At 40.8% G+C, this 16,123-nt stretch carries 12 protein-coding genes; 1 reads left to right on the top strand and 11 read right to left on the bottom strand.

The genetic code is table 11. The features are described 5' to 3' along the window. Nucleotides 1-216 precede the first annotated feature (216 nt). Nucleotides 217-774 (bottom strand): GNAT family N-acetyltransferase, encoded by a 558-nt coding sequence (locus QP775_RS17240; protein ID WP_285107846.1) that lies wholly within the window; start codon nt 772-774, stop codon nt 217-219. Nucleotides 775-941: 167 nt separating this feature from the next. Here QP775_RS17240 and QP775_RS17235 point away from each other — a divergent pair, with 167 nt between their 5' ends. Beyond that, nucleotides 942-1,658 carry a cupin domain-containing protein gene (locus QP775_RS17235; protein WP_285107844.1) on the top strand — a complete coding sequence of 239 codons (717 nt, stop codon included), beginning with the start codon at nt 942-944 and terminating at the stop codon, nt 1,656-1,658. Between the two features lie 158 nt (nt 1,659-1,816). On the opposite strand, the gene QP775_RS17230 is transcribed toward QP775_RS17235, so the two are convergent. From QP775_RS17230 to QP775_RS17185, 10 genes are all read right to left on the bottom strand, one after another. Further along, nucleotides 1,817-2,419 (bottom strand): nitroreductase family protein, encoded by a 603-nt coding sequence (locus QP775_RS17230; RefSeq protein WP_285107842.1) that lies wholly within the window; start codon nt 2,417-2,419, stop codon nt 1,817-1,819. Between the two features lie 43 nt (nt 2,420-2,462). After that, nucleotides 2,463-3,065: a DsbA family oxidoreductase gene (locus QP775_RS17225; protein ID WP_285107840.1), complete on the bottom strand. Its 603-nt coding sequence runs from the start codon at nt 3,063-3,065 to the stop codon at nt 2,463-2,465. Between the two features lie 356 nt (nt 3,066-3,421). Then, nucleotides 3,422-3,988 (bottom strand): VanZ family protein, encoded by a 567-nt coding sequence (locus tag QP775_RS17220; protein WP_285107838.1) that lies wholly within the window; start codon nt 3,986-3,988, stop codon nt 3,422-3,424. Between the two features lie 27 nt (nt 3,989-4,015). After that, entirely contained in the window at nt 4,016-6,544 is a 2,529-nt protein-coding gene (locus QP775_RS17215; protein WP_285107836.1) for an ABC transporter permease, read from the bottom strand. 11 nt (nt 6,545-6,555) lie between these two features. Next, nucleotides 6,556-7,227 carry an ABC transporter ATP-binding protein gene (locus tag QP775_RS17210; RefSeq protein ID WP_285107834.1) on the bottom strand — a complete coding sequence of 224 codons (672 nt, stop codon included), beginning with the start codon at nt 7,225-7,227 and terminating at the stop codon, nt 6,556-6,558. A gap of 14 nt (nt 7,228-7,241) precedes the next feature. Continuing rightward, a complete protein-coding gene (locus tag QP775_RS17205; RefSeq protein ID WP_285107832.1) occupies nt 7,242-7,667 on the bottom strand; it encodes a hypothetical protein in 426 nt (141 codons plus the stop codon). 317 nt (nt 7,668-7,984) lie between these two features. Further along, entirely contained in the window at nt 7,985-8,878 is an 894-nt protein-coding gene (locus tag QP775_RS17200) for an ETX/MTX2 family pore-forming toxin (RefSeq protein WP_285107830.1), read from the bottom strand. 553 nt (nt 8,879-9,431) lie between these two features. Further along, nucleotides 9,432-10,349 carry a response regulator gene (locus QP775_RS17195; RefSeq protein WP_285107828.1) on the bottom strand — a complete coding sequence of 306 codons (918 nt, stop codon included), beginning with the start codon at nt 10,347-10,349 and terminating at the stop codon, nt 9,432-9,434. Continuing rightward, complete coding sequence (locus QP775_RS17190; RefSeq protein ID WP_285107826.1) at nt 10,327-11,619, bottom strand: sensor histidine kinase; 1,293 nt, start codon at nt 11,617-11,619, stop codon at nt 10,327-10,329. The genes QP775_RS17195 and QP775_RS17190 overlap by 23 nt, the downstream gene beginning before the upstream one ends. A 324-nt stretch (nt 11,620-11,943) precedes the next feature. Continuing rightward, nucleotides 11,944-16,071: an S-layer homology domain-containing protein gene (locus QP775_RS17185; protein ID WP_285107824.1), complete on the bottom strand. Its 4,128-nt coding sequence runs from the start codon at nt 16,069-16,071 to the stop codon at nt 11,944-11,946. Nucleotides 16,072-16,123: the final 52 nt, after the last annotated feature.

Here is a 16,123-nt window from a genome sequence, read left to right as displayed (position 1 = left end):
TGAAGAAAACGAATACATTGCCATTTATCAGGTTCAATCTTCCAATTGATACGTTTTTCAGCCCTTTCAGAAATTAAAGCATAGTTTAGTTATATTCTCATAAATATACACTTTTTCTTTCATAGTCTTGCCCTTGATGGAGAAGCCGCATATAGAAAAAAAGGACTGCCGCGTTGAGCAGCAGACCTCTTTCTCTCATGGATTAACAGTTAAGTTCTATACTTTTTTTACCATGTGCTCATAATGTTCACCAGCAATTGTTATGACAAGGCCGTCTCCCTCATATCCCTGCACTTCATACAACTGCTTTGCCCTGTTATTTGCCACGTTCACCAGTAATGACGCCTTTGACAAACCTCGTGTTCTTGCTTCATCTTCAAAAGCGGCCATAAGCTGCTTGCCGATGCCTTGTCCACGCTGTGAAGCATCTACCGCTAGCGAATCCAAATAAAATTCCCCTGGCAGCGCTTCCTTAACAAGTTGAACTGGCTCCCCACGCAATTCAGATAAGCGTGCTTCCAACGGCTGGTCTAATGCGATCACATTGCTGCCCTCATAAAATAACGCGTAGCCGAGCGGTACCCCGTCTTGCTCCCATACGATGCTGTTATCCCAACTTAGACGATTGCCAGACTGTAAGAAATACTGTTCCAGTACATCTGCAGTCATTTCTATGTTTTCCGTCCCCGACAAATCAAATGCAATTGTACCTATTGCTTCCATCATAAGGGGAATAATATGTTTACTGTCCTCTGGCTTTGCTAATCTGATCATATCTGATTCCTCCCGACTATGTAATATTAGATATACTTATATCTTACCATAACTATAGGCTCCCTTTCATGTTGCCTAACAGAGATGCTCACCCCCAAGTGGGCATTCGCATATAATGCGCTGTGCCGCAAATACGATATGAATCTCGGAAAGGGTGTATGATCACCATGGCGACTCCAGATTTTCAGTCCCCCTCTTTGAATTTGTCTTTTGATGTAAACAGCAGCTCGTTTTTTAAAAAAGACGATAACAACTACATTAATGTATTGTCCAATGTCCAATTACCTTCTTTGGAAAATGTATCTTTACTTGACATCTTTCTCAGCGAGGGACAAACAGTTGAACCTCATTGGCATCCCAATGAAGCTGAATTAGTATATACAATTTCAGGCGAACTATTTATCGGAATTCTAAATGCGTTCACCAATCAAGTATTAAATTATCGGCTGAAGCCAGGTCAGGTCGTCAATATTCCTAAAGGATGGTGGCACTGGGAAACAGCGTTAACAGACCAAACTCATGCGCTTGCCATATTTGATCAGCCTGCGCCAACGGTTATATTTGGCTCAGATGTGCTTCGCCTTACGCCTAAAGAAGTATTGGCTCATACTTATTGTTTAAACGAGGAACAGATTACCTCTGCGCTCCAACCGATCACCAAAACAGTTGTGATTGGTCCTCCTGCCAACTGTATGCGGCCTGCTGGAACAAATGGGCAAAATGAACAACGGGCATATTCGCAATCTCATCCGCATCATCCATCTCATCAGCCGCAGGGTTACCATCCGCATACAGCTGTTCCGCAGCCTCAGTACGGTTATCCTGCTCCCTATCAGCCCTGTCCCCACCATCAACCAAGCCCATACGCTTATCATCGATTTTGAAATTACGCAGCTTACTTGCAGCTATAATTTACACCTACTCCACATCAACAAAAGGGCCGAGCAAGTTCGCTCGACCCTTTTATTGATGTTAAAGCATTCATCATACATTTATAATCTATACTATTTCCATACTCGATAAACCAGCGGCGCGACGTTGCTTAGTAGAACTTCACAACATCTTCAAGCGGCAAGAATGCTTTCTCTCCTGCCTGTTCCTTCGCTTCGCCAAATGGCATTTGCGCAACTAAGCTCCAGTCCTGCGGAATGTTCCACACGTTCTTTACTTCTTCATCGATGATCGGATTGTAATGCTGAACAGATGCACCGATACCTTCTGCGGACAATGTTAACCACACTGCATACTGGAGCATGGCACTGCCTTGATGCGACCAGAATGGAAACTGATCTTTGTAGGATGCAGCTTTCTCTTGCATCGTACGGATCGTTTCTTGGTTTTCAAAGAACAAAATTGTGCCTGCACCCTCACGGAAGCCTGTCAATCGTTCAACTGTCGCTTCGAAATTTTCTGCCGGAACACGGGAACGCAGCGTTTCTTTTACGATATCCCACAGTTTCTCATGTTCGCCATCCATCAAGACAACGATACGGCCACTTTGCATATTAAAAGAAGTAGGCGCATGCAGAGCTGTCTGTATCACTTCTTGAATTTTTTCTTTCGTAATTAAAGCGCTCTTTCCTACTTTACGAACAGAACGACGGTTAATTAAAACATCTTTTAAGTTAGTAGTAGCAGCTGACATGTAGAAAACCTCCAAATTTGTATGTTATATGTTGTCGTTTGTATTAGACCTTGGCTAGTTCGCGATCAATAATAGCGGCCAATCTTTCCTTGCTGGCCATACCTTTAACCACTTCATTACCAATTACAAACGTTGGTACGGCGTTAATACGAGCTTCTTCATACGCATGCTGCAAAGCAGCCTGATGCGCTTCGCTATATTGGCGTGACTCCAGTGCTTCTTTGAATTCCTCCATCGGTAGACCGACATCCCCAGCCAAGTTCGTTAATACTTCAACGTCCTCGATATTCTGCTCTTCTTGGAAAAAGGCCGTGAACACTCTGTGGTGAAATTCATTTCCTTTCCCGCGTTCCTTCGCAAATTGACAACCTTCAAAAGCCAAATGCGTATATGGATGCGGGGATAATCGCGGCAGTCGCATCTCGATGCCAAACTTCTTCGCAGTTGGGAGAATATAAGAATCCCAAGAACTCAACTTGTCAGGTTCCTGCCAAGGATCAATCTTTGGCTGTGGACTGCGTCGTAATTCAAAAGGCATCCACTCTACCTCGATGTCCTTTTCCTTTACAATTTCATCCAATGGCCCCTTGCCCAGAAAACAGAATGGACATATAAAGTCGGAATATACTTTAATTTTTAAAGTCATCTTTTCACGCCTTTCTAGTTGCACTTGGTTTTCGTCAAATATAATCCTTGCGTTTACAGCAATTGTGTGAAGATGGCTTGCGACCTTTACACTTCTGGATAAGATCCTGATTAAGAGAATTCCTTGATCAAATTATGTTATGGTGTGTAATGAACTCTCTGATGTAACTATTATAGTTACATCATAAAAGTAAGTCAACCTTTTCTTTGTTACTACAATAAAATAATTTACTTACTTTTTTAATATGAGTTTTAAATCCATATTTTTATTATGAAACTTTCGGTAAAACGATAAAACCGCCCCAATAATAGAAGCGGCTTGTTTGTATATTTTATTATACCTAGGAATCACAATGACTAGTCTAGTGCTTTGTGATCAGCTTTACACAGCTTTATCTTGTTCCAGACAACGTTATAAACATAATACACTGCAAATCCAGTGAGATATCCTACACTATTTAATATCACATCATCCACATCTACAACTCGAGTTGTTATTTTCAACACACTCAATACAAGTTGGATACATTCAATACTTACAGATGCAAGAACTCCAACAACAGCTAATTTAATTACCCTCATATTTTTGCATAGCACAGATAATAACAGACCCATCGGTATAAATATAACAATGTTCCCCAAGATGTTTCTGATTGATACATCAACAATAGCCTTATCATCTATGATATATGACCATATGGAATGAAACGGTACAATATTAATTGACGGTTCCCCCGTATATTGAAGTGGGAATAACGTGACAAATAATACTCCTAAACTATAACAGAAGAATAGGAGTTTTAAGACTTCTCTTTTTATACTTACTCTAGGTTTATAAATAGCTACCCTAATGCTCCATATGACACAATAACACAAAATTGCACTGAATATAGGTATTAAAGGTAATGATTGAATGTAACGCACAGTAACATATCTCCTTTGCCTACAATCTTATTCTTTATTTCTTAATTGTTTAGATATATTTGTTTTGCATAACAAATTAACTGGGAAAAAAGTTGCAATAACAACAATTACTGAAAGATAGATTATAGACATAAAATAAAATGACATATATTTTGTTATATCTTGGCTAGGCGGTGCGATGCTCATCAAATAGCCAAGAGTGACTCCACTAATAACAAATGCAAAAATGACGAGCACCAGCATCTCTAGTACTATCATGTAATTTAACCAACGAAGCTGTAAACCCATTACTCTAAAAATTGAAAATTCCTTTAATTTAACCAGAACTTGAGAATAAATAACAATAGTTATGCTCACCATTGAATATATAGAAACCATAAAAAACAATATGAATCCCATACTTTTTAATATCGATAATAATGTAAATTCATCCTCGGATTGTACTTTTTTAGATTGAAAAACATTGCCTGGATATGGAGCAACTAATTCTTTGGTGGAAAAATCAATATTATTAGCATGCTTGTTGCTAATAGTCGGTTCTAAATAAATTTCTATGCTCTCATAACCATCAAAAGCATCCGATTGTTCTATATTATTCTCATGTATAACAGCAATAACTTCGTTGTAAACCCTCTTTGTCTCGCCAAAGTCAATCATAAATGGGAGTGTTGATATACCATGTACATTATATTTCCAACTTTTATATATAAGATTATTGGGTTCGAGGTGATCAGTGGCTTCAATTCTGCCAACAACAACTTTATCATTGCTACTAATACCAAGTCTAATATTAGTACTACTTATTGGATAGAATAATAGAATTGAAGGTTCATTTTTGAATTTACTAATAGAAATTTCATTATTAAAATACTCCTTATTTATTTTATGAAACATAGTATCATCTACAGCCAAAAATTTTGAGTTTGATACAATGGTATCCTCCACAGATAAACCTTCTATAATTTGATTTTCACCCATCACTCCCCTGTATTTGGAATTCCAATCCAGAATAAAGGGATCGACCTGCTGTTTTGACAGTATGATTTGATTCCCTAATGAAAACGGTTTTTTAATTACAGATTGAACACCATCCATTTGTTCAATCTGTTTAATCTTATCGTTTTCAAAACTAAACTGTTGATTCAGTATAACCTCAAAATCATTTATCTGTTTTGAAACTGTCATCATTTTTGAAGATAAATAATAGTCGGGTCCATCAGGATTGCTTGCAGTTTCTCCTGCATACAGTTGAGCAAAAAACAATATAAATACTGATGAGGAAATGCAAAGTATAAACAACAATTTTTGTTTAAAATTAGCAATAAAGTTCAAACAAAAATATTTTGTACCGAAAGAAAACTTCTCAAATGCATTCGTTATTAAAACATTCTTGTTTACAAAGACTCCCTCACTTCCAATTAATCCAGATGAAATTGTAATATTCAATGTTTTCCGTAGCGTCAAAAATGAAGAAAGTACTAGTATTAGTATCATAATAAATAAACATATACCAACTGTTATTATCAGGTGACCATTCGTAATAAAAGTATGCAGTGCTTTCTTCATAAAATAATTGAACATTATAGTTCTAAGCAGTAATGCAGTAGGAACTGCAATTATGGAACTACAAGATACTAAAAACAAACATTGATAAATCATAATACAATAAATATGCCTAAAGGAAGCACCAGTAGACCTGAGAGTAGAAATGGTTTTTCTAAATCCACGATAAAATAATGTAAATATATGAATAGTACAAATAACGGTTCCTAAACAGAATATTATTATAAATAACTTAGATAAGTTAGATATTGTATAGTAATGTAACAGGCCTTGTTTATACATGTTAAAATTATAATAAGTATTGTCAGCGTTAGGGTTATTAATTAAATGTATATATTTATGAACTTCTTCCTCATTGCTTTTGTGAAGCTTTAATAATAAATTATAATTTATCTTTTCATTATTTATTTCATTAATATCAAAGTAGCTAATTAAGACATTCGGAAAGTCATTACTTCCTTTAATCACATGATTAGGAACAGTCCAATAAAAAGAATAATCATTAATAATTCCAACAAGTTTAAATTTCTTTATTTTTGAATTAATATTCATACTTATGTTTGTGTTCAGTTTAATTCCTAGCATTGCCGCATAGGAGGCTTCGATGGCAACTTCATTTTTGTTTTTGGGCAGTCGACCTGTTTGTAATTGAATATTCCCAATGGACAATGCTTCTTTATCAAAATAACCAACCGTACCAGAAAGATTACTATTATGGAATTTGTAATTACCAAACAAATGTACGCTTCCATATTCACTTACTTTATTATTGCTTACTATTTTATTAATTTCCTTTTTATTACTATTGTTATATACAAGATGATGGGTTCCGAATTTAGAAGCTTGTTGCTCATAAGTTGCAATCAATATATTCTGAATCGTGGTGTTAAATAATATAAGTAGGAGGATTGAAACAGTAGAAACAGAAAGAAGCAGATAAAACATTTTTGTTCTACCCATAAGGGTTCTTATTGATATTTTAAATAATCCCATTCTGAACTCCTTTATAAAGCCCTCAGTTCGCCATTCTCCATCCAATACTTATAATCTGGATCAGGTATCAGGTTCTGATCATGAGTGACTAATATTAGGGTCAAACCATCGTCTTTACAAAGGTTAACTAAAAGCTCTACAACATTATCCGTATTACTCTGATCTAAATTTCCTGTTGGTTCATCAGCAAAAATAATTTCAGGGCTGTTAATCATTGATCTTGCAATAGCCACCCTCTGTTGTTCTCCTCCTGACAACATGTCTGGTGATGTACCTAATTTATTTAAGATACCTAATCTATCGGCCAACTGCTTTACTTTGTAAGTGTCTATTTTTTGCTTAGTGAAAATAAGGGGCAACGTAATATTATCATATACTGTCATGCTTGGGACTAGATGGAAAAATTGGAATATAAAGCCGAATTTATTCCCTCTAATTTGTGCTATATCCGCATCCTTCAATTGATAAATACTCTGGCCTCTGTATGAAACATTTCCACCTGTAGGTACATCAATTCCCGCAAGCAGGTGAAGTAGCGTCGTTTTCCCTGATCCGCTTTTCCCCATAATCACATTTATAGATCCTACCTTTATCTTAATAGAAAGGGGGTGCAACGCTGTAACAGCGTTGGCACCCTCTCCATATACTTTAGTAAGAGAATTTGTGACAATAATATTATCCATATGTCTCCTCAATTCTACTGATTAATTGTTCCGCTCCCACTAACATATTGCAAGTTTCCATTACCAGTAGTTTTTCGTACATTTACAGCATAAGTCCCACTATCAACAGTCCCAAAGTTTTTAGTGTAATTTCTTCCATCTGCTTTAACGTCACCTGTATCATATGATGTCAAGGACCAATTTTTATCCAACTTCACAGCAAAATGCTCTTTATCACTTAGAACTTGTCCTGTGTAATGTGAAAATGTATCAGCTGATACCTTGGTAGAAGTGGAATAATTGCCAAGTTCTTTATCGTACTCCCCTGTCACTTGCCAACCTATTTCAAAAGAATAACTAGCGCTGTAAGCAAACGCCATCCCACTAGTCGCAACCATTAAGCCCACTAATAAAAATACAGTAAAACCAATTTTTTTACTTCTTAGAATATTCATTTTCATTTTGAGCACGCCTCCATTGATAATTTATATGATAGCCGGCCAGCTTATCAACAAATTAATATGTAATGTCGCTCTCGATGTAATGTAAATATATACATTATAATACTCGTAGATAGTGAGATACAAAAGAGACTTATGAACTATTATTTTACATTATTTAATAAATAATTACTAATTTAAATGATTATAACTAACTTGATATATAACTTGTATTTCTATTATTCCAAAAGAAAAACGCTCCCTACAGCTCATCCGTAAACACTACTGTGTTTTACTGATTTTCACTATACGAAGCATGTAGGTACTATGCGATTAAACTAATAAATTGGTTTTATCTGTGACCAGCGATTCGGAGCTGTGTTGTTCACAATTCGTGTTTCCACTGGAATAGGCTTACTTGGGTTAGTCACGTCATCTACTGTTACGTACAGCCGAGTGCCATACTCCGTACTGAACCTTCCCTCCCCTTCTGCTCTCACGCCATAACGTAATTTATCAAATATGGGGCGATCCTCTCGTTCCACACGAATTAATCCTTGTTTATCACTGGCATAGTTAAGGGCAATCCCTATCGATTCAGGTGAATCCCAGAAAATACTGTAGAAGGATAGTCCGAATATATCGGCCAACAAGGTATTTCTACCCGATACTTTCAATTTATCAAATACATAATTTACTCGATATGTTTTCCCTGCTGGAACAATCACGTTCTGAGGAGGTACAATAAGCGTTCTAGTAATAGACTTTTCTTTGGTCTGCGAAGTGGACATATTATAGTCTACACGGAAGGTATGTGAAGCCGTTGCGACGAGTACACTTAGAGAAGCATTATATTCATAGCCAAATGTCCACCCTGTTGTATTGGTCGTACTGGTTGTTTCCAGAAATTCATATTCAAATGAACTCGAGGTTAGAGTTTGCTCCTGAGCTGTATGGTTAGTAAGAAAAGAGTCACCTACCGTTAATGTTTCGACATTAGATACCGTTGTACCTTCGATATTGCTCCCCTGTAATATCGATTCTTCCACCGTATGCTTAACAAAATAATTACCCCACGACGGATCACTTTTTAACATCGTGTCGATTTTGTTCGAGATGCTCACAACGGCGTTGTTTCTCTGCTCTTCCGCTTTGACGGTCGGAGATGCCATTCCAGCTAGAAGCACCACACTCATTGTAGATACAAGTAACAGACTTAATAACTTTTTCATGTTCTCGATCTCCTTTATCGGTAATGCTACTTCCACATTATGATGAGCAGTTCGAATACAATCACTTTTCCACCTTATGTAGACCGCTGTTGTTTTATGCGCTTATATACGCTTCGCATCAGTTTCAAGCACCATTCGAGCCAAAACAAGCTGACACCGATTGCACACCGGTATAAGCTTGCTTATCGTGTCTTGAGTTGTAATTACCTAGGTTCAACTAATTGTCATATCATGGACTGATTTACAGCGAAGTTAACGGATATACATTTTCAATTCTTCTGCTCTGTTTAGTTTACTGGACAAGTTCATGTAATCTAATTGCTCAAATTGTTACTCTATGAAGGACAAAGATAAAATAGAAAAGACCTGGATATACGAAGAAGGATTATACTCAGCTTAGAATGCAGACATTAAAGAGGTTAACAGAAATCGAGGTAATCTAGCAGTTTTCACTCTGATAATTGATAGTAATTCAGGTTGACTCATTATTAAATTTTAGTAAAACTCAGTTTGAATTTGTTGATTTCAGTTTTCACCTGTTTTGGAACTGATATTATTCACTTACGGAACAGGACTCTACATAAAAAACATATAAAAATTTCCTGAGGTTTAATTTTGAAGCGGACGACTTGCTTGGTTCCTCCAGTTCTCGCATGCGCAGGCGGACTTCCTGAAAGTCAAACAACCGTGCAGCAAAATATTCAAATGTCGGGTGACCGTAATCGTTTAAGCCTAATGACGACAGATGAGTAAGCGTTTGCATAACTAATCGTCGTATTCTCTGCTCAATTGCACGCACATCCTTTTGCAGGTTTGCTCCGGGCTGTTGAGGGCTGCTGATCGCCAATTGTTCATAGATGGTTTTGAGTGGCGGCAAGTCAGGCAGAATTTGCTGCGCTTGCTCCTGCGTTTTTAGCCATTTCATAATACGAATGAGGTCAGAAGTGCCCGCCTCACCTGCAATTCCTAATTGCAGCAGCAAGGAGCGCGCTTGCTGTTCAATCGATCTCTCCTGCTTAAGGAGCCTTCCTGGCTTCATATCTGCGGTCCCTGACACCTCCAACAAACGAAGTGAGTTACGAATCGCCTGCATCGATTTCTCTAACATCAGGTGATCAGACACACGTCGCAGCACAGCTAGAACTTCCAAGCGATTAATGGGCTTCTGGATAAAAGTATCGACACCTTGCTGGTAAGCCTCGCCTATCATTTCCTTGTTCTCCACTTGGGAGATCATAATAAATCTGCCACTGTAATTTGCTTCCCGCAGCGCTTTGACGGTTTCAATGCCATCACGGCCCGACATCAACAGATCAATGATTACAACGTCCGCAGCTTGAACGGCTATTACAGACGCACAAGCTCCATCTTCGGCTTCGCCGATGACCTCGCCTAGGCCGCTTTCGGCCACGATGCGCGATAACATTTTGCGAACAGCAGGATCGTCTTCAACCACATAAAATTTGAGCACCTTCAACAGCCTCCCTTTGCGTTAAACGTTCCACAGGAATACGTACTTCGAAGCGCGTAAAGTCTGTATCGCTGCAAACGTTAAGATCTCCCCCCAGCAAGCGAACGATGTCCGCAGCGTGGGAAAGCCCAATGCCTGTTGATGCGTTTCCTGCAGCATCAAATTTGGTCGTAAATCCAGGATGAAAAATCATGTCCATTTCATCAGCACATATGCCTGGGCCATTGTCCGTGACGGAGAACAAAATGCAATCATCGCATAACTCTCCCTGCAACCGAATATGTCCTTGCTGTGTAATGGCTTCTACCGCATTCGATACGATGTTATTCAGTACGGAAAGCAGTGGATAAATCTCGTTTGTGGACACGTTGATGTCCGTACACGCTTTGATTTCGACCTGTTTGCCGAGCAGCAAGCTGTAATTGGCATTTGCGCGAACCACCATGGCACACAAATCTGAAATAACAATACGCTTTGACAGCATACGCTCCTGTTGGATGATCTTAAATAAACCGGCTAAAATCCGTTCCGAATCTTTTTTGACTTCATGCACATGCTCTGCAATATGAAGAGCTTGTGCTGAATACGGGTACGACTCCTTTTTGAGTGATTTGTATAACTGGTAGCTTTCACGTGTAATTTCTTCAATATGAGACATGGACTTCTTGAGATAAAAAGCCTCAGCAAACAAATCTGAATTAATCATCATTAAACGCTCCAATTCCAAGCGTCTTTGTTCCCCCAGCGCTCTTACCTGCCGAATGGCCAGCATGTTGCACAGCCCTACAACAAAAAAGCTGCGGAGCAAGCCAACTAAGATGATCAACATCATCTCTTGATACGTCATACCAGTAGACTCGCCTGAGGCCATACGGATCAACAGTTCTGCGCCATTGGATGCCATATCTGCAAAGGCGCCGAAAAAGGCAACTTTCAAGTGATATTCGACGTTCGTTTTAATCTTGAGCAGCGAAATTACTGCCGCGAACGTCACATAATAGAAAATTACGGGAGAATGCTGAACTAGCCTGTCATCCAAAGGGATACCCTGCAGCATCCCATCCATTGCAATTCGGAACGAAACTACAAATAGTCCAGCGGAAATACCCGTTACAAGTACAGGAACTGAAAACCATAACATTCCGAAAAAATAAGCCATAATTCCGAGCGAAAATCGAAACTCCCCTCCAAACGGAGTGATCTTTACCTCACCGAGTAGTCCTGTCGACAATAGAATGATGATCCAAATAAACAATCTATAGTCTCGCATTCCGATTTGCCGCTCCTTCCCACCTGTGATCCCCCTTTCCCTCTCCACTTATCGTACTGGAAAAGAGTGTATTTTGTCGCGTAAATCCTACATTTTTTAACTAAGCAGCTTGCATAAATCCAATTTGGCTAATAAGCAGTAGAAATGAAAACCGAATCAGCGACACCAAACTGTGCCTTGGTGCTAGCTGTTTTGTTGGCCCTGTGTACTGTAACGCTGCCATTTCAGATCTTCAGATGGATAGCTCTGGAGAAGGCAATCACTACAGCTCATGGATATTAAAAAGGCTCCCCCAATTACTCTGGGGGAGCCTGCTATTTAAAACTATCGGTTGTTACGAGCTAAAAGGCTAACAATCATACTGACAGCTTCGGCTCGTGTTGCATGCGCATTTGGTGCAAACCGATTTCCACTAATACCCTTAATGTAGCCTGCCTCCGCAGCTGCTGCCACATACGGAACAGCCCAAGCCGGAATCTGCTTCACATCGGCAAAGTTGAGCTTCGCTTGAGACTTCGGTTCAAGCCCTGCTGTCCGTACAATAATTACTGCCAATTCGGTTCTAGTTAAGGCACGGTTAGGCTGGAAGGTGTTATTGCTATAGCCAGTCACCCATCCCGCTTCAACCCCTTGTCTAATCGCCTGTACTGCCCATTGTTGAATCTGGTCTTGGTCCGCAAATGTTCGTGCAGCACCGTCGCCCGACCGTTGGAGGGCTCTCGTCAGCATCGCAACTAATTCTGCTCGCGACACCTGCTTATTAGGCTTAAAAGTACCATCCGCATACCCCGTAACAAAACCACGATTCACACTCTCACGAATAGCGTTCTCTGCCCAATGACCACTTACATCAGATAATGAAGGGGATGGCTTCCCATTTTCGGTGCTGCCGCTGCCAGTTTTCGAAGAATCCTTTTCGCTACTGGTGCCACCGGCATTACCTGTGCTTGTTCCTGTGCCACTTCCAGAATTCCCGCCAGAGCTGCTTCCGTTCCCATTTCCATTATTATTTCCGTTACCGTTGCCATTTCCGTTGTTATTTCCAGAACCACTGTCACTTAATACCGCAACAACACCATCGGCATTGACTTTTCCGCTAACGGCTTTAATCACAAATTGATAGCGCTTCGCTGCATCCAATCCTTGAACTATATAGCTGTAAGAGGCTTTGCCTTGCTCAGGTCGAATTTGAACGTTCCAGTTCGGTCCAAGCTGGTCGCTCTTCTCATAAATTCGATAATTTGTGATCTCTGGCCCACTTGAAGGTGCCAGCCAAGACACCGCAGCCGAGCCATTTTGAATCGCTCCAAGCTTCGCTTCGCGTACAAGGTTCGGCTTAGGTGATGTCTTCTTGATGCTGAATTGATCATAACGATCAGTAGATCCCGTCTCTGTCGTTGTGTACACGTCAAAGGAGATTTTGTCTTCGGTCACCGTTACACCTGTAAACATCTCCTTATTCGGCTGACCGTATTTTTCAGCAAACGGGAACGGTCCCTTCTTTGGTGAATACCGTTTGTCCCCTGCTGCATTGCTCACCAAATACAAGGTGCCCTTCGGATTAAGCAGACTTCCATTTCCATCTAAAGGCGTGTTCTTTTGCGGCTCATGGTTGTACATTGGATATGTCCGCGTGTAGGAGTGATCGTGTCCACTAAGCACAACATCAATACCAAGCTCGTCAAATAACGATGTCAGCTTATCACGGAAGAAAAGGGTATCGCTGTCATCTGTATGGCTGGCAACTGAATAAGGGGACTTATGGAACATGACGATCTTCCACTTCTGATTGCTTTTTGCAGCTTCCTTACGCAGCCACTCCTCCTGCTTCTTGTACACCACATCAACATCTTTCACTTCATTATATTCCGTATTAATGACCATAAAGTGAGCTGCTCCATAATCAAAGGAATAGACCGATCCGTCTGGCTTTGCTCCGGTATATGAAATATTAGGCAAGTTAAAATGATACCAATAGTTATTGTTCAGTTTGTTCTCGTGGTTACCCACTGTTGGAACTAACGGTATTTCTTTAAAAATGGATTTCGGCTTATTCAGCATCCACATCCACTGGTCTTCAATATCACCATGATCAACCAAATCACCTGTGACCGTTATGAAACGGGAGCTAGGGAACTTCTTCATCCCCTCCTCCAACGTATGATTCCATGTGACGTATTCGGGCTCTGTCGTCCCTTGCGGATCTGTTGTATACAGGAACGTATACGCCTCATCACTTGGCTTCGCCGTTGTAAAGGTGCTGATGCCACTCCAGTGCCCATCCTGCCCGTCACCTACTCGGTAGCTGTAGGTTGTATTCGGCTGCAATCCTTGAGCCAACACCTTATGACTTGCGTACACCGTACGCTTGCCTGCACTTTTATCAGAACGTGTCTGATAGACTTGAACGTCCATGGACGTTCCTTCAAATGTCAACGTATGTCCCGCTGGCAGCGTAGGCCCTGTCACGATAGCTGTTGGTGCAAGCTCCAGCTTTGTTCCTTGTACCTTCGGGTCGGTATACCAAGCAAAACCTTGAGTTGTGCTCGGATCACCATTAAATGTCATCGACAGTGCCGTTGGAATGAGGTTTCCGGAATTCCCCTGTCCCTCATCCTTAGGATTTGCGATCAACTGCATCGCCCAATATAAATCTGAGCTGCTGCCACTTCGTTGGTGAACCTCCGCAGCCAGCACATTACGCCCTTCTTTTAGCACACTCTTAAGCGCTTGTGTCAAATCTGCGGTTTCCGTCGTCGGGCTGCCTAACGTTGTAGCACTGTAAGTCTGGTAATCAGGTTCTCCCGCAGGCATGTTGTATCGATAGACTTCTGTACCATTGACATAGAGAATAACACCGTCATCAATTCCAAATTGACCGACAATTTTGTTGTATGCCGACAAGTTATTTACGTCCATCGTCGATCGAAAATAAGTGGTCGGATGCTTCTTCGCAGCATCCTTTCCATAGCTAATCACCTGCTGAATACTTCCAAAAGCGGTCGTTGATTCGTCTGCTGGATATCCAAGCGGCCCGCGACCTGAAGCCCAACCAGAGTCATTATAGCTCGTTGTCCGCCATGCTGTTCCTTGGTTAAATCCATCATCTAGATACTTCCAACTCGAATCTTTAGACAGCATCACAATGCCTTGTCCTTGATTGCCAGGATTGCCACCATTGCCGCCACCAGGATTCGTGCCACCACCATTGCTATCCTGCTCAGGCAGCGCAGTCAGCTTCATGTCGAAATACAAGTCTGAGCTCGACGGGCTTTGGTTGTGAACTTCGATCGTCAGTACATTCGGCCCTGGACGCAGCCATTTTTTTAATGCTTCATTCAAATCCGGAGTATAAATTACTGGCTTATCTTTATTTGAAGCTGCCAAGGTTGCGTATGTTACGAGTCCCTCCGGCATCCCGCCTCGAAACACCTCAATACCGTTTACATAGAAGATAAAGCCGTCATCTGCGCCAAACACACTTTCAAACGAGCCATAACCACGCAGATCAGCAATCGTTATCGTTTTGCTCAAATAGCTGGTCGTACGCTTGTTCTTGCGGTCTTGACCGAAGTCCAGCATTGTGGACACCTTGTCAAATACGGTATCCGGCATAACGTCATCAGTCGCTGCACCATTCTTTTCTTTATAGCCAAATGGGGCAAGGCCGCTCTTCCATGACGAATAATCATAAGTTACGTCCGTAACCGTCCGACTATGATCGATACCCTCATCATTGTAACGCCATAGTGAGCTTTGTGTGACAAGCGGCAGCGGCTTCAACGCAGGAACAGCTGTCAGCATCATATCGAAATAAAGGTCTGAGCTGGAAAGGCTTTGATTATGTACCTCAACGGTCAAAGTATTATTCCCTTTTTTCAGTGCAGCCTTAAGCTTTGCGCTCACATCCTCTTTATAAATAACCGGCTTGTCTTTTGAGGATGTGGATAAAGTCCCATACGTCACCTCGCCATCCGGCATTCCACCGCGGCTGATTTCTGCCCCATTCACATAGAACATATAGCCGTCGTCCACACCAAAAGTCGCCTCAAAGGAAGCATAGTCACGAACTTCATCAATCGTAATGACTTTGCTGAAATACGTTGTCGTATGCTTGTTCTTAGCATTCCCGCCAAAGCTAATGGTCGTGGCAACCTTATCGAATATAGAATCTGGAGCTACCTCATTGGTCGCGATGCCATTCTTCTCCTTGTATCCAAATGGAGCAAGGCCCAATTTCCATGACGAATAATCATAGACAGCCTGCTTCATCGCCTGACTATAGTCAATTCCTTCATCGTTGTAGCTCCAGTGCGAGCCTGCACTTACAAGCTCAACCGTTGCCTTTCCTTCGCTTCCTTTGCTCTCTTGCGCTTGCACGCTCGTTCCCATTGGAATCGAGCTCAGCGCAACAGCTAGCGTCAGCAACAAGAGTGACCATCTTCTCTTCATGTGATTCACCTCTATTCACCTCTTAACACAGTTGATAATTTATGTTAGCACT

It is taken from the genome of Paenibacillus sp. UMB4589-SE434 (assembly GCF_030226685.1).
Taxonomy (GTDB): domain Bacteria; phylum Bacillota; class Bacilli; order Paenibacillales; family Paenibacillaceae; genus Paenibacillus_B.
The sequence above is the reverse complement of the archived record's forward strand: the minus strand, read 5'-3'. Positions and strand labels throughout refer to the sequence as shown.

Excerpts from the sequence above, each read along its gene's own strand:
- QP775_RS17190 (WP_285107826.1), bottom strand. The coding sequence starts at position 11,619 with ATGCGAGACTATAGATTGTTTATTTGGATCATCATTCTATTGTCGACA.
- QP775_RS17185 (WP_285107824.1), bottom strand. The coding sequence starts at position 16,071 with ATGAAGAGAAGATGGTCACTCTTGTTGCTGACGCTAGCTGTTGCGCTG.
- QP775_RS17215 (WP_285107836.1), bottom strand. The coding sequence starts at position 6,544 with ATGGGATTATTTAAAATATCAATAAGAACCCTTATGGGTAGAACAAAA.
- QP775_RS17205 (WP_285107832.1), bottom strand. The coding sequence starts at position 7,667 with ATGAAAATGAATATTCTAAGAAGTAAAAAAATTGGTTTTACTGTATTT.
- QP775_RS17240 (WP_285107846.1), bottom strand. The coding sequence starts at position 774 with ATGATCAGATTAGCAAAGCCAGAGGACAGTAAACATATTATTCCCCTT.
- QP775_RS17230 (WP_285107842.1), bottom strand. The coding sequence starts at position 2,419 with ATGTCAGCTGCTACTACTAACTTAAAAGATGTTTTAATTAACCGTCGT.
- QP775_RS17200 (WP_285107830.1), bottom strand. The coding sequence starts at position 8,878 with ATGAAAAAGTTATTAAGTCTGTTACTTGTATCTACAATGAGTGTGGTG.
- QP775_RS17235 (WP_285107844.1), top strand. The coding sequence starts at position 942 with ATGGCGACTCCAGATTTTCAGTCCCCCTCTTTGAATTTGTCTTTTGAT.
- QP775_RS17210 (WP_285107834.1), bottom strand. The coding sequence starts at position 7,227 with ATGGATAATATTATTGTCACAAATTCTCTTACTAAAGTATATGGAGAG.
- QP775_RS17225 (WP_285107840.1), bottom strand. The coding sequence starts at position 3,065 with ATGACTTTAAAAATTAAAGTATATTCCGACTTTATATGTCCATTCTGT.